The sequence below is a fragment of the Ruegeria sp. AK4 genome (genome assembly GCF_056541025.1).
Genome location: NZ_JBQFXS010000005.1, coordinates 51,455 through 64,915, shown reverse-complemented (window position 1 = coordinate 64,915; position 13,461 = coordinate 51,455). Strand labels below are relative to the sequence as shown.

Below are 13,461 nucleotides of genomic sequence, written 5' to 3'. Positions count from 1 at the left end.
TTGTCAAATATGCCTCAGTCCGAGGTTTTTTCTTAACAGCCCACTTGACCTTTCCGGGATTGAATCGGGGCGGCACGCGCCACCCCAAACGGGATTACAGCGGAATATTGTCGTGCTTTTTCCACGGGTTCTTCAACTGCTTGCCCCTCAGGCTCGCAAACGCTCGGGATACGCGGCGGCGGGTCGACTGCGGCATGATCACCTCGTCAACAAAGCCGCGTTCGGCGGCAACGAAGGGATTCGCAAAACGATCCTCGTAATCCGCGACGTGCTGCGCCGTTTTCTCTGCATCCGCCAGATCCGCGCGGTGAATGATCTCGGTCGCGCCCTTGGCACCCATCACCGCAATCTCGGCGGTCGGCCAGGCATAATTGAAATCGCCGCGCAGATGCTTGGACGCCATAACCACATAGGCACCGCCATACGCCTTGCGGGTGATCACGGTGACTTTTGGCACCGTCGCCTCGCCATAGGCATAAAGCAGCTTGGCACCGTGCTTGATCACGCCGCTATATTCCTGCTGCGTCCCCGGCAGAAAGCCCGGAACATCCACGAATGTCAGGATCGGAATCTCGAAACAGTCGCAGAAGCGCACGAACCGCGCGGCCTTGCGCGAGCTGTCGATATCCAGACACCCGGCCAGCACCATCGGCTGGTTGGCGACAACACCGACTGTCTGGCCTTCCAGCCGGATGAAGCCGGTGATGATGTTCTTGGCGAAGTCTTCCTGAATTTCATAAAAGTCGCCCTCATCCGCCACTTTGGTGATGAGTTCTTTCATATCGTAAGGCGTGTTCGGGTTGTCCGGCACCAGAGTGTCCAGCGACGTTTCCACCCGGTCCGGTTCATCAAAGAACGGACGCACCGGAGGTTTCTCGCGATTGTTGAGCGGCAGGAAATCCACCAGACGCCGCACCTCGGCCAGCGCCTCGACATCGTTTTCAAACGCGCCATCAGCGACCGAGGATTTCTTGGTGTGGGTCGACGCCCCGCCCAACTCCTCAGCCGTCACGACCTCGTTGGTGACGGTTTTCACCACGTCCGGGCCAGTCACGAACATGTAGGAAGAGTCTTTGACCATGAAGATGAAGTCGGTCATCGCCGGGCTGTACACCGCGCCGCCCGCACAGGGACCCATGATCACACTGATCTGCGGCACCACGCCCGAGGCGGTAATGTTGCGCTGAAACACCTCGGCATATCCGGCCAGCGAGGCGACACCTTCCTGGATTCGCGCCCCGCCCGAGTCGTTGATGCCGATGATCGGCGCACCGTTCTGCACCGCCATATCCATGATCTTGCAAATCTTCTGCGCGTGGGTTTCAGACAGCGAACCGCCAAAAACGGTGAAGTCCTGACTGAACACATAGACCATACGGCCATTGATCGTGCCCCAGCCTGTGACGACACCATCCCCGGCATGCTGTTGTTTTTCCATTCCGAATTCGGTGCAGCGGTGGCTGACGAACATGTCGAACTCTTCAAAGCTGCCCTCATCCAGCAGCAGTTCGACCCGCTCGCGCGCAGTCAGCTTTCCACGCGAATGCTGCGCGTCGATCCGCCTTTGCCCGCCACCCAGCCGGGCGTCGTTGCGGCGGTCTTCAAGCTCGGAAAGGATGTCTTTCATGGCGATAATCCCCTTTGAAATTTGAGCGGACCCTACCCGTTCCGCCCTGGACCCCAAAGCAGTTTTCCGCAAATTTGCAAACCTTTAGCAAGACGGCTAAGGAAAAGTGTAAACTTGCTAAGTTTCGAATTGATACGACCGAGGTGACTGGCTTTCACAAACGCGCTGGCTATACATGTGAACCATGCAGTTCAGCTTGTCCTCGGTTCACCGTACACCGCCCACAATCACCACACTTGTATTACTGTCGGGGCTGTCCGCCCTGAGCATGAACCTGTTCCTGCCAAGCCTGCCCAACATGGCCCTGCATTTCAACACCGACTACAAGGTCATGCAGTTGTCGATCGCCCTTTATCTGCTGGTGAACGCCGCCCTGCAGATCCTGATCGGCCCGATTGCGGACAAGGCCGGGCGTAGACCCGTTCTGTTGTGGGGGCTGTCGCTGTTTCTGCTGGCGACCCTGGGCTGCATCTACGCCCCGAATGCCGAGGTTTTTCTGGCCTTCCGAATGTGTCAGGCCGTTGTCGTGGTCGGCATTGTGCTCAGCCGCGCCGCAGTGCGCGACCTGTATGATCAGGACCAGGCCGCCTCGATGATCGGGTATGTGACGATGGGCATGGCGGTGGTCCCGATGATCGGCCCGGCCATCGGTGGCGTGCTCGAGGAAGCCTTCGGCTGGAAAGCCAATTTCTGGCTGCCCTTCGCGGTTGGCGCGCTGGCGCTTTTTCTGACCTTCACCGATTTCGGAGAAACCTCGGCCAAAAGCGGCAAGACCCTTTTGCAGCAGTTTCGGGAATACCCCGAGTTGCTGACCTCTCCGCGGTTCTGGGGCTATTCGCTGTCATCGGCGTTTTCGTCCGGCGCGTTCTTTGCCTATCTCGGCGGCGCGCCGTTTATCGGCACCGAGATGTTCGGCCTCAGCGCCGTCGAAATCGGCATCTATTTCGGCGCACCGGCCGTCGGTTACTTTTTCGGCAACTTCGTCAGCGGACGGTATTCGGTTCGCTTTGGCGTAAACCGGATGGTGTATTGGGGATGTTGGCTGAACGCTGCGGGCGTAGCGATCTCGACCGTTTTGTTTCTGGCCGGGATGGGCAGCGCGCTCAGCTTCTTCGGCCTCATGACCTTTGTGGGCATCGGCAACGGTTTGACCATTCCAAACGCCACCTCGGGCGCGCTGTCGGTGCGCCCGCATCTGGCGGCAACGGCATCCGGGCTGAGCGGGGCGATTATGCTGGGCGGCGGCGCAGGGCTGAGCGCATTGGCCGGCGCATTGCTGACCAAAGACACCGGCGCCATGCCGCTGCTGTGGCTCATGCTTGCAACTGCCGTCCTTGCCATTTGCGCGATTGCCGTTGTTGTCTGGCGCGAGCGTCAACTGGGGCTTTGACAGCGCTTGCCCTCGGGGCTTTGCAAAGTTAGCCTGCGCCCAAGGTAAAGTTGCAAAGGCACCCGATGGCCACCCAAAAACTCTATGCCGGGGCGAAGCTGCGCGAGATGCGCACCCGTCTGACGCTGACCCAAAAGGAATTCGCGGCCAAGCTGGGCGTTTCGCTGCCCTACCTGAACCAGATGGAGAACAACAACCGTCCGATCTCGACCACGGTGGTCCTGGCTTTGGCGCAAGAGTTCGGCATGGATGTCACCGAGCTCAGCACCGGCGACAGCGAACGTCTGGTGTCGGACATGCGCGAGGCGCTGGCCGATCCGGTCTTTGCCGATGCCATCCCGCCGCTTGCCGACCTGCGCCTGACCGCCTCGAACGCCCCCGCCCTAGCGCGCGCCTTCATCGAACTGCACCGGACCTACCGCCAGACCCATGAACGCCTCGCCTCACTGGACGAGGCTTTGGGCCGCGAAGACGCCCGCATTCAGGCCAGCCCGTGGGAGGAGGTGCGCGATTTCTTCCACTATTGCGACAACTACATCGATGCGGTCGATCGCGCCGCCGAACTGTTCGCCAGACGTGCTGACGGCTCGGGCGGTATCCGTGAGGCCGCGCTGAACGGCCTGTCCGAGCGCGGCATTCAGGTCATGTTCTCGGATATGGACGCCCTGCGCAGCTATGATGCCGAGGGCAAAATCCTACGCCTGTCCTCGCGCGCCGCGCCACAGACACAGGTGTTCCAACTGCTGCTGCAGGTGGCGCTGATCCGTCAGGACCAGCTGCTTGAGGCAACACTGGACTTCGCAAAATTCCAAAGCGACGAGGCGCGATCCATCGCCAAAATCGGTCTGGCCAACTATTTTGCGGGGGCATCGCTGATGCCCTATGCCACCTTTCTGGCCGCCGCGCAGGAAGACCGGCATGATCTGGAACTGCTCAGCAACCGGTTCGGTGCCTCGATCGAACAGGTCGCCCATCGGCTGTCCACGCTGCAAAGACCCGGCGCAAAGGGCATTCCGTTTTTCTTCGTGCGTGTCGATCAAGCGGGCACGATCACCAAACGCCACTCGGCCACACGCCTGCAATTCGCCCGCTTCGGCGGGGCCTGCCCGCTGTGGAACGTGCACCGCGCCTTTGAAACCCCGGGTCACTTCCTGCGGCAACTTGCCGAGACACCGGACGGGGTGCGCTATATCTCACTGGCGCGGGATGTGTCGAAATCGGGCGGGTCGTTCGGCGCACCTGTCCGGCGCTACGCGATTGCGCTGGGGTGCGAGGTCCGCCACGCGCCTGCTTTGGTTTATGCGGATAACCTCGACATCAATAACGCCAGCGCCTACGAGCCCATCGGCATTTCGTGCCGCATCTGCGAACGGCAAACCTGCCACCAGCGCTCGGTTCCGCCGCTGGAACGACGCCTGACAATCGACACCCATACGCGCGGCACCCTGCCTTACGAAGTCACCTGATCTTCACCTGTCTGAAAATATCCCGGGGGAGTCGCGGCCTGCCGCGACGGGGGCAGAGCCCCCGCCCTGTGTTCAGGCCTTGGACAAGATCGCCCAGATCTGATCCTTGAGAACCGCCCGCTTCTTGCGCAGTTCAACCTCGGCCAGTTCTTCCATCGGCTCGATATTGGTTTCGGCCTTGTGCACGACCCGATTGACTTCGTGATATTCGTCGGCCAGACGGGCAAAATGCGCGTCCGACTGCTTGAGCTGGCTCATCAGTTCGACCTTGTCGGGGAATTCTTCGGCCAGTTCATGCGGGGTGTGGGACATTCCTGTTCGCTCCTTCATTTATCGTTGCAAATCAATGGTAATGGCATTTCCGGAATGTCACTTTGACCCGCATCAAATGACCTGCGAAATCAGGGGAATTCAGCGCTTGGCCGCCCGCCATCCGGCGGCGCGAGCCTGAGCCCCGGAACAGAACCAGCGCTCGCCCTTGCGAGCGTCGATCTTGGTTTTCGAATAATAGCGCTGCCCCCGCACGTGATAGATTTTCTCGCCCTTGGGCGAGATATTGCCCTTGATCCGGCAGGGCTGAGATACCGTCTGACCGGACGCCCGATGCACCCACGGCAACCGAACCTGCGAGGCATGCAATCCGGCTGATCGGGACATGGCAGCGTTTTCAGCGGCCACGTAATCATCCGAGTATTTGCGATACGCAAAGGCCAGACCGTCCAGAACCAAATGCCTGCCCGCATCCACGCCACCAATCTGACACCGCGCGACGACACGGCCGTAGCGGTCTCGATCCAGCGGTGTGCAACGGGCCGTTTTGCCCTGAAACCGCTCTTGCACGACCGAGGTCGCCCAAGCGCCACACGGCCAGACAGCGCCATTTTCATCCCGGCAGGTCTGATCCAGTTCCGGCGCATCTATGCCATGCAAGCGGACCCGGATGCCGCCGACGTCCCATGTATCCGCGTCGATGACATCTACTGGACCGTCCAGCACGTCAGCGGCAAAGCCAACAGCGGGAAAAGCCAGAACAAAAACCAAACAAAATCTTAACATACCCCCGATATGCGCCCGAAGGCGGGCGCATTCAACGGGACTTGTTAAGAAAGGTTAACGCTGGGCGGTGGCCCAGGCCGGGTGAATCCACGGGCGGTCATTGGCTTTGGGCAGGGCGTCCCGGCCCAACAGATGATCCGACACTTTCTCGCCCACCATGATCGACGGCGCATTCAGGTTGCCGTTGGTGATCTGCGGGAAGACAGAACTGTCCGCGACGCGCAGCCCTTCCACGCCAATCACCCGCCCTTCGGGATCGACCACCGCGTTCCGGTCATCGGCCCGGCCCATCCGGCAGGTGCCGCAGGGGTGATACGCGCTTTCGGCATGTTCGGCGATAAAGCTGTTCAGTTCCTCATCGGTCTGAACCTCTGCCCCCGGCTGAATCTCTTTGCCCGCAAAAGGCTTGAAAGCGTCCTGACCAAAGATTTCGCGCGTCAGGCGGATGCAGGTGCGGAAATCCTCCCAATCCTGTTCGTGGCTCATGTAGTTGAACCGGATCACCGGCGCGTCCTCGGCCCTGGCCGAACGCAACGTGACCGCCCCGCGTGAAGGCGATCGCATCGGTCCGACATGGGCTTGAAACCCGTGCCCTTCAGCCGCCGCCTGTCCGTCATAGCGCACGGCCATGGGCAGGAAGTGATACTGAACATCAGGGTATTCCACCCCCGGCTTCGACCGCACAAAAGCCGCGCTTTCGAACTGGTTCGAGGCGCCAAGACCGGTTTTGGTGAACAGCCACTGTGCCCCGATCAGACCTTTACTGAGCAGGTTCCAGTGCTTGTACAACGTGATCGGCTGCAGCGAGGCCTGCTGGATATAAAGCTCGAGATGGTCTTGAAGGTTCGCGCCAACGCCGGGACGGTCGGCAACCACGTCGATCCCATGCTCAGCCAGATGCGCCGCCGGGCCGATGCCCGACAGCATCAGCAGCTTGGGTGAGTTGATCGACGAGGCCGCCAGAACCACCTCGCGCCGGGCGCGGATGACTTCTTTTTTGCCCCCCCGCATCAGTTCCACCCCGGTCGCGCGCCCGTTCTCGATCACGACGCGCGCGGCCAGACCACGGACGATATCGCAGTTCTCGCGCTTCAGCGCGGGTTTCAGATACGCATTCGCCGCCGACCAGCGCCGTCCTTTCCAGACGGTCTGCTCCATCGGGCCAAAGCCTTCCTGCTTTTCGCCGTTATAGTCGCCGGTGATCTCATAACCTGCCTGCTGGCCCGCATCGACAAAGGCCTGAAACAGCGGGTTCTCGCGCGGGCCGCGTGAGACGTGCAAGGGGCCATCCGTGCCCCGCCACGCCGCGTCGCCCCCGTGACCGCCATGGTGCCAGGTCTCCATCCGCTTGTAGTAGGGCAGCACATCCGCATAGGACCAGCCATCGGCCCCCATCTCGGCCCAGGTGTCGAAATCACGGGCATGGCCGCGAACATAGACCATCCCGTTGATCGAAGAGGATCCGCCAATCACCTTGCCGCGCGGGCAGGCCAGTTCGCGGTGGTTCAGATGCGGTTCGGGCTCGGACCGGTATCCCCAGTCATACATCGACATGTTCATCGGATAGCTTAGCGCTGCGGGCATCTGGATGAACGGGCCGGCATCCGAGCCGCCATGTTCGATCACCAGCACCGACGCACCGGCTTCGCTGAGGCGATAGGCCATCGCGCAACCGGCGGATCCGGCACCAACAATGACGAAATCTGCTTCCATTCTCGGGTCTCCTTAACCCGCGGGCCGAGATTTTAGGTGAAAAAATCTCATCGCCTCCGGCGGGAGTATTTTTTGAAAAGATGAAGAAGTTATTCGCCGCGCGGGAAACGGGCGTTTTCCTCGACGACATTCAGATCCATGTGATTGCGCATGTAGCGTTCCGAGGCTTTCTGCAGCGGCTGGTAGTCCCATGGGTAGTAACCGCCCTGCCGCAACGCCTCGTACACGACCCAGCGCCGGGCCTGACTGGCGCGGATATCGGCATCGAACCGGTCGAGGTCCCAGCGCGCCTCGGACTTGGTGCGCAGGGTTTGCAGGGTTCCGGCATGTTCGGGCTTGTCCGCAAGGTTGGTCAGTTCGTGCGGGTCGGCCTGCAGGTCGAACAGTTGATCTGGGTCCAGCGCGCAGCGGTTGTATTTCCACTTGCCATAGCGCAGCGACACCAGCGGCGCGTATGACGCCTCGGCCGCGTATTCCATCGCGACCGGCGCGGCGCGTTCAATGCCCTGCGCCAGCGGCACAAGGTCTTCGCCGTCGGTCCAGGGTGCGATCTCGGCCATGTCTACGCCCGCCAGCGCGCCCAGTGTCGGGGTCACGTCGATTGTCGAGACCGGCGTGTCGATGCGACCGGCGGGCATCTCCGGCGCCGAGATCATCAGCGGCACGCGCGAGGAGCCTTCGAAGAAGGTCATCTTGAACCACAGCCCGCGCTCGCCCAGCATATCGCCGTGGTCCGAGACGAAGAGGATGATCGCCTCTTGCCGGGTGGTTTCCAGCACCTCGAGAATCTCGCCGATCTTGTCGTCGAGATACGAGATATTGGCGAAATAGGCGCGGCGGGATTTGCGGATGTCCTCTTCGGTGATGTCAAAGCTGCGCCAGTCATTGGCGTCGAAAATCCGCTTCGAATGCGGGTCCTGATTGTCGTAGCCGAGGTCCCCGACCTCGGGCAGCAGGTGTTCGCAATCCTCGTAGAGGTCCCAGTATTTCCGGCGCGCCACGTAAGGGTCGTGCGGGTGGGTGAAGCTGACGGTCACGCACCATGGGCGATCGTCCTTGCCGCGGGCCAGATCGTAGAGCCTGGCCTTGGCGTTGTAGGCGACCTCGTCATCATATTCCATCTGGTTCGAGATTTCGGCCACGCCCGCGCCCGTCACCGAACCCATGTTGTGATACCACCAGTCGATCCGCTCACCCGGTTTGCGATAGTCCGGCGTCCAGCCGAAATCGGCGGGATAGATATCTGTGGTCAGGCGATCCTCGAACCCGTGCAACTGATCGGGGCCGACGAAATGCATCTTGCCGGACAGACAAGTGTAATACCCTGCGCGGCGCAAGTGGTGGGCATAGGTGGGAATGTCACTGCGGAACTCGGCGGCGTTGTCGTAGACCCCGGTGCGCGAGGGCAACTGGCCCGACATGAAGCTGGCCCGGCCCGGCGCGCACAGCGGCGAGGCGGTATACGCGTTGGCAAATCGGGTCGACCTTTCCGCCAGTTTCTTCAGGTTCGGCGCATGAAGCCAGTCTGCGGGACCGTCGGGAAAGAGGGTTCCGTTAAGCTGATCCACCATCAGGATCAGAATGTTCGGTTTTGTCATTTTCCAGCCTCGAGCAGAGTGTTTAGGACACGCATCGCGTGGTTCACGGCCAGTTGCGGCTCTTCCGGGGCGCTGAGCGCGGCGCGGATATAGAGCCCGTCGATCATCGCGATCATGTTTTCCGCCGCCTCGACCGGATCGGCGATCATGGGGCGCAGGGCGCAGATCAGGTTCGAGCGAATGCGCGACTGATAAATCTGCCACAGGCGCAGCGCGTCATCATTGGTTTGCGCCAGCACATAAAAGGTCATCCATGCTGCGATCACATCCGGGGTAAAGCACGAGGGCGCAAAACAGGCGCGGATGATCGCCTGCGCCCGTTCATTTGGCGCGGCGGCTTTTAGCTCGCTTCTGGCCTCATCGCCGAAATCGGACAGGATCTGGCGCATCGCGGCCAGAAAAATCTGATCCTTGCCGCCGAAATAGTGATGGGCCAGCGCGCTGGACATGCCCGCGCGTTTGGCAATCTGGCTGACGGTGACATCCAGCGATTTCTGCACGCCCAATTCTGCGATCGTCGCCCGAACGATTGCTTCGCGGCGGATCGGCTCCATTCCGACTTTAGGCATCGCTCTCCCCTGACCAGACTTTACGGAAAGACAGGCTAGGGAATCTTTATTGACTCGTCAATCAATAACGTGTCGCAGGGACTGCCGCCTATAGTTTGGTCGCGATGCTGGGCGGCGTCAGATCGCGGCGGTTCAACACTGCCTCGCGCCACGAGATGAAGCTGACGGCGGCCAGAATCAACGTCCCGCCCGCGACGACCCAGATGTCGACCTTTTCGTGGAAGACCACCGCGCCCATCACGGTCGCCCAGATCAACTGCAGGAACGTGACCGGCTGCGTCACCGCAACTGGGGCCGCCTGAAGCGCAAGTGTCATGAAATAGTGGCCAGCGGTGGCGAAACAGGCCACCAGAAACAGCACCCCCAGATCATGCAGGCTGGGTGTTTCCCACACGGCCACGGCAAAGGGGATCAGCGCGATCGTGACCCAGATCGACAGATGCGCCACCACCACCGAGGGCGGAATGTCCCGCACCAGAAGCTTCGCAAGCAAGTAGGACCCACCCAGCATCAGGGCCGCTCCAAGCATGGCGATATGCCCTGCCGAAACCTCGCGAAATCCGGGCCTGAGGATGATCAACACGCCGATCAACGCTGCCAGAATCGCCGCTATTCTGCGGAAGGCCAGCTTTTCACCCAAGAACAGCGCCGCACCCAGGGTCACGTAAACCGGGGTCATGTAGTTCATCGCTGTGACCTCGGCCAAGGGGATTTGGGTCATCGAGAAGAACCACAGCATCACCGCCAGCGCATGGACGATCCCGCGCATCCCGAACAGGGCAAGGTGTCGGCGTGTCAGATGGGTATTCATGATCGTCCGCAGAATGGGAAGCAGAAAGACCAGCCCCAGCGCATATCTGATGAACGCCGCCTGAGTCGGATCCATCGAATTGCCCAGCGACTTGACCATCGCCGTCATCCCGACAAAGGACAGCCCGGCGGTGAACATCCAGAACATACCGGCAATCGGGCGGGCTGAGGCGGCAAAGGTTGTCATGGCATTGGTTCAACACCGAAATCCCGGCAGGGACAACCCGTCACATGATAACAAGTTTGACGGCAATACTCAGCATGACAACCCCGATGCCCACATCCAGACCCTGCCACGCGCGCGGGCGCGTGAAGACGGGCGACAGAATTCTGGCCCCGTATCCGAGCGAGAAGAAAAAGACAAAGCTGGACAGCATCGCGCCAATCGCAAAACTCAGCCGGTCGTCATATTGCGCCGAGATCGAGCCGATCAGAACAACCGTATCCAGATAGACATGCGGGTTCAGCCAGGTAAAGGCCAGCACCGTCAGCAAGGCCGCGCGCAGGCTGGTGCGGCGGCCTTCGCCGATCTCCATCGCCGCGCCACCCCGCCAGGCCGACCAGAGGCTGCGCAGGCCGTACCACGTCAGAAACAGGGCACCGCCGTAACGCATCGCCGTTTCGAACCATGGCGCGGCCTGCGCCAGCGTTCCGAACCCGGCAACGCCGGCGGCGATCAGGATGGCGTCGGACACGGCACAGGTCAGGCAAAGGACAAAGACATGCTCGCGCCGCAGACCCTGCCGCAGGACAAAGGCATTCTGCGCGCCGATGGCCAGAATCAGGCTAAAACTCAGTACGAAACCGGCAATTAGGGACGTGGACATGCAACCTCCTGCGTTCAGAAAGATTGACTAAAGCCCTGAAGTCGTTCTATCAAATTAAAGTTGTTAATCTGAATTAAGTTGTACTAATGCTATTGGACCCGCATCATTTAGGAGCGCTGTCAGCCATTCTGAGGCATGGCAGCTTTGATGCGGCAGCGGCTGAACTGTCTGTCACACCCTCTGCCATTTCTCAGCGGATCAAGGCGCTGGAGGATCGGGTTGGCACTTCGCTGATCCACCGTGGCCCACCCTGCACCGGAACCCAAGCCGGTTTGCGCATCGCGCAGCACGCCGAAGACATCGGCCTGCTCGAGGCTCAGCTGGCCCGCGAACTGACGCTACAGCGGGGGCTGGGACCAACGCGCGTACGGATTGCGGTGCCCGCAGACGGTCTGGCCACATGGTTCATCAAGGCGATGGCGCAGGTGTCGGACATGCTGTTCGATCTGGTGATCGACGATCAGGACCATTCGGCGGAATGGCTGCGGCGTGGAGAGGTCAGCGCCGCCGTGACCGTTGGCGGCCAGTCCGTGACCGGATGTGACGCCATTCCTTTGGGCGCGCTGCGCTACCTTCCGACCGCCAGCCCCGATTTCATCGACCGCTGGTTCAGCGAAGGCGTGACCGCCAAGACCCTTGCGCGCGCGCCCTGTCTTGTCTTCAGCCGCAAAGACAGCCTGCAAAAGGCTTGGATGGAGTCGTGGACGGGCAGTCGCATCTCGCCTCCTTCGCACTACCTGCCCTCGTCACGTGGCTTCGTCGAGGCCGCAATTGCCGGGATGGGATGGGGGATGAACCCCCAGGAACTGGCCCGTGAAGCGATTGAAGAGGACCAATTGCGCCCCATCGTACCCGATGGTCAGATGGATATCGACCTTACATGGCAGGTCGGTCGCGTTCTGGCTCCGGCGCTGGCTCCGTTGACGCTGGCGGTGCGCGACGCCGCCGCGCGCGCGCTGGTTCCGCCGAAACTGCAAGCCAATTACGGCTGAACCGTCTTTCCGGCCCTCGGCAGGACGATACGGTAGCAGGCGAAACTGGCCACCAGACTTGCCACGACAATAAATGCAACGGCCAAAGCGACCTCGTTCAAATGGGCGCCCCCCGCCAGAGCCGCCGAGACGATCACCGCGCTTATCCGCGCCAGGCTTTTGATCGCCGCTGCGGCCTGTATGCGCTGATCCTTGGGCGCGACGTCAAGGAAATAGAGTTTCCGCGCTCCGCTGATCCCCGTCACCGCGACCGTGACCACAAACAGGGCAATCGCGTGCAGGTGGACGTCGTGATCAAAGCCCAGATAGTGGTATGTCAGCAGCACGATCCCGGTGACCGCCACCATCAGGGTTCCGGTAACCATAACCGCGCGGTGGGATTTCATGTTGACCAGATGCCAAAGAGGCGCCGACACCAGATAGCCCGACGCCGAAGACACGATCACGGCGGTCAGGCCTTTGGCCGAACTGTGATGCGACTCTGCCGCGATCAGCGCGAAGAAGGGCACCGACAGGGCCACAACGACCAGCGGCATGCGCATGAGCAAGTAGCGCCGGAACCACGCGTGTTCGAACATGTTCCTGATCGCTTTGAAACTGGCGGAAACTGAAAGCTTCTGTGCCTTTTTGCCCTCTGCCTTCTCTGCCCGCCCGGTTGGTTCGGACATCGCCATGATCGTCAGGCCGGACAGGACAAAGAACGCGACAGACACGGCGATCACGGTGGAGTGGCGCGCAAAAGGCGGGTGTTCCGCCGTGAGTTTGTGGAGCAGCAGCGCAAGGCCAATGGCCCCCAGCCCTCCGGCCCCTAGCTGCATATAATGCATCACCATTCTTGATTTCGACTGCACGTGATCGCCAAGCAGATCCATGAACATCAGGTTCTGAATCTCGTCGATCAGGCCGATCAGGAAGAACACGGCAATAAAGGCCACTGCGATCAGGGGCACCACACCCGTTGCCGCAATCAGGATGGCCAGAACCAGACAGGCCCCGATTGCCACCTCGGTCACGGCGATACCGCGCTTTTTTTGCGGCTGCGCCGCGATGGGCTGGGCCAGAAACACATCGGCGATCATGCTGCCCACCATCCGCACCGAGACCAGCGCCCCGGCGATGAAGATCGGCAGCTCAAACGACACCGCCAGAAACGGCAACACCACGGATGGGCTGCCCAGCGTCCAGGCAACCTGGGACAGGATGCTCTGCCCGGTCAGAACCGGGACGTTCCGTTTCGCCGTATCAGGTGTATTCGTCGCCATCAGCCTGCAATCTGCGCGCAATTTCCGGTGTTTGTGTGTCGCCGCGTCTTCGGTTTCAAACTTAATGAGTTCGGCGCAGGCGGCCAAGACATATCCGGCCAAACGCAAAAGCCCGGCCGTTTGGGCCGGGCTTTCGGAAAGGGTGGACATG

The 13,461-nt window shown here is 60.9% G+C and carries 12 protein-coding genes; 3 read left to right on the top strand and 9 right to left on the bottom strand.

Annotation, left to right across the window (positions count from 1 at the left end; translation table 11 throughout):
* Window positions 1-94: 94 nt before the first annotated feature.
* Window positions 95-1,627 carry an acyl-CoA carboxylase subunit beta gene (locus ACR0EZ_RS10840; RefSeq protein WP_480612896.1) on the bottom strand — a complete coding sequence of 511 codons (1,533 nt, stop codon included), beginning with the start codon at window positions 1,625-1,627 and terminating at the stop codon, window positions 95-97.
* A 184-nt stretch (window positions 1,628-1,811) separates the two neighbouring features.
* Here ACR0EZ_RS10840 and ACR0EZ_RS10835 point away from each other — a divergent pair, with 184 nt between their 5' ends.
* The gene (locus ACR0EZ_RS10835; RefSeq protein ID WP_480612894.1) at window positions 1,812-3,017 is read left to right on the top strand and encodes a multidrug effflux MFS transporter; all 1,206 of its coding nucleotides are present in this window, start codon (window positions 1,812-1,814) and stop codon (window positions 3,015-3,017) included.
* Window positions 3,018-3,082: 65 nt separating this feature from the next.
* Window positions 3,083-4,483 (top strand): helix-turn-helix domain-containing protein, encoded by a 1,401-nt coding sequence (locus ACR0EZ_RS10830; RefSeq protein WP_480612892.1) that lies wholly within the window; start codon window positions 3,083-3,085, stop codon window positions 4,481-4,483.
* A 72-nt stretch (window positions 4,484-4,555) separates the two neighbouring features.
* Here ACR0EZ_RS10830 and ACR0EZ_RS10825 read toward each other — a convergent pair whose 3' ends face one another.
* From ACR0EZ_RS10825 to ACR0EZ_RS10795, 7 genes are all read right to left on the bottom strand, one after another.
* The gene (locus ACR0EZ_RS10825) at window positions 4,556-4,795 is read right to left on the bottom strand and encodes an HP1242/YdcH family protein (RefSeq protein ID WP_480612890.1); all 240 of its coding nucleotides are present in this window, start codon (window positions 4,793-4,795) and stop codon (window positions 4,556-4,558) included.
* Window positions 4,796-4,894: 99 nt separating this feature from the next.
* Window positions 4,895-5,539 (bottom strand): thermonuclease family protein, encoded by a 645-nt coding sequence (locus ACR0EZ_RS10820; RefSeq protein ID WP_480612888.1) that lies wholly within the window; start codon window positions 5,537-5,539, stop codon window positions 4,895-4,897.
* 54 nt (window positions 5,540-5,593) lie between these two features.
* Window positions 5,594-7,252 carry a choline dehydrogenase gene (gene betA, locus ACR0EZ_RS10815; protein ID WP_480612886.1) on the bottom strand — a complete coding sequence of 553 codons (1,659 nt, stop codon included), beginning with the start codon at window positions 7,250-7,252 and terminating at the stop codon, window positions 5,594-5,596.
* Window positions 7,253-7,341: 89 nt separating this feature from the next.
* Window positions 7,342-8,850 carry a choline-sulfatase gene (gene betC / locus ACR0EZ_RS10810; RefSeq protein ID WP_480612884.1) on the bottom strand — a complete coding sequence of 503 codons (1,509 nt, stop codon included), beginning with the start codon at window positions 8,848-8,850 and terminating at the stop codon, window positions 7,342-7,344.
* Window positions 8,847-9,419, bottom strand: a complete 573-nt coding sequence (gene betI / locus ACR0EZ_RS10805) for a choline-binding transcriptional repressor BetI (RefSeq protein ID WP_480612882.1) — start codon at window positions 9,417-9,419, stop codon at window positions 8,847-8,849. Before betI ends, betC begins: the two co-directional genes overlap by 4 nt.
* Window positions 9,420-9,507: 88 nt before the next feature.
* Window positions 9,508-10,416, bottom strand: coding sequence for a DMT family transporter (locus ACR0EZ_RS10800; protein ID WP_480612880.1), 909 nt, complete (start codon window positions 10,414-10,416; stop codon window positions 9,508-9,510).
* A 40-nt stretch (window positions 10,417-10,456) separates the two neighbouring features.
* Window positions 10,457-11,056, bottom strand: coding sequence for a LysE/ArgO family amino acid transporter (locus ACR0EZ_RS10795; RefSeq protein WP_480612878.1), 600 nt, complete (start codon window positions 11,054-11,056; stop codon window positions 10,457-10,459).
* 86 nt (window positions 11,057-11,142) lie between these two features.
* Here ACR0EZ_RS10795 and ACR0EZ_RS10790 point away from each other — a divergent pair, with 86 nt between their 5' ends.
* The gene (locus ACR0EZ_RS10790; protein WP_480612876.1) at window positions 11,143-12,048 is read left to right on the top strand and encodes a LysR family transcriptional regulator ArgP; all 906 of its coding nucleotides are present in this window, start codon (window positions 11,143-11,145) and stop codon (window positions 12,046-12,048) included.
* Here the strand turns inward: ACR0EZ_RS10790 and ACR0EZ_RS10785 are convergent.
* Window positions 12,039-13,460, bottom strand: a complete 1,422-nt coding sequence (locus ACR0EZ_RS10785) for an MFS transporter (protein WP_480612874.1) — start codon at window positions 13,458-13,460, stop codon at window positions 12,039-12,041. The two genes, ACR0EZ_RS10790 and ACR0EZ_RS10785, sit on opposite strands and share 10 nt — an antisense overlap.
* Window position 13,461 lies beyond the last annotated feature (1 nt).

Coding starts and splice junctions, on each gene's coding strand:
- ACR0EZ_RS10795 (WP_480612878.1), bottom strand. CDS start 11,056: ATGTCCACGTCCCTAATTGCCGGTTTCGTACTGAGTTTTAGCCTGATT.
- ACR0EZ_RS10820 (WP_480612888.1), bottom strand. CDS start 5,539: ATGTTAAGATTTTGTTTGGTTTTTGTTCTGGCTTTTCCCGCTGTTGGC.
- ACR0EZ_RS10785 (WP_480612874.1), bottom strand. CDS start 13,460: ATGTCCACCCTTTCCGAAAGCCCGGCCCAAACGGCCGGGCTTTTGCGT.
- ACR0EZ_RS10835 (WP_480612894.1), top strand. CDS start 1,812: ATGCAGTTCAGCTTGTCCTCGGTTCACCGTACACCGCCCACAATCACC.
- ACR0EZ_RS10825 (WP_480612890.1), bottom strand. CDS start 4,795: ATGTCCCACACCCCGCATGAACTGGCCGAAGAATTCCCCGACAAGGTC.
- betC (WP_480612884.1), bottom strand. CDS start 8,850: ATGACAAAACCGAACATTCTGATCCTGATGGTGGATCAGCTTAACGGA.
- ACR0EZ_RS10830 (WP_480612892.1), top strand. CDS start 3,083: ATGGCCACCCAAAAACTCTATGCCGGGGCGAAGCTGCGCGAGATGCGC.
- ACR0EZ_RS10790 (WP_480612876.1), top strand. CDS start 11,143: ATGCTATTGGACCCGCATCATTTAGGAGCGCTGTCAGCCATTCTGAGG.
- betA (WP_480612886.1), bottom strand. CDS start 7,252: ATGGAAGCAGATTTCGTCATTGTTGGTGCCGGATCCGCCGGTTGCGCG.
- betI (WP_480612882.1), bottom strand. CDS start 9,419: ATGCCTAAAGTCGGAATGGAGCCGATCCGCCGCGAAGCAATCGTTCGG.
- ACR0EZ_RS10840 (WP_480612896.1), bottom strand. CDS start 1,627: ATGAAAGACATCCTTTCCGAGCTTGAAGACCGCCGCAACGACGCCCGG.
- ACR0EZ_RS10800 (WP_480612880.1), bottom strand. CDS start 10,416: ATGACAACCTTTGCCGCCTCAGCCCGCCCGATTGCCGGTATGTTCTGG.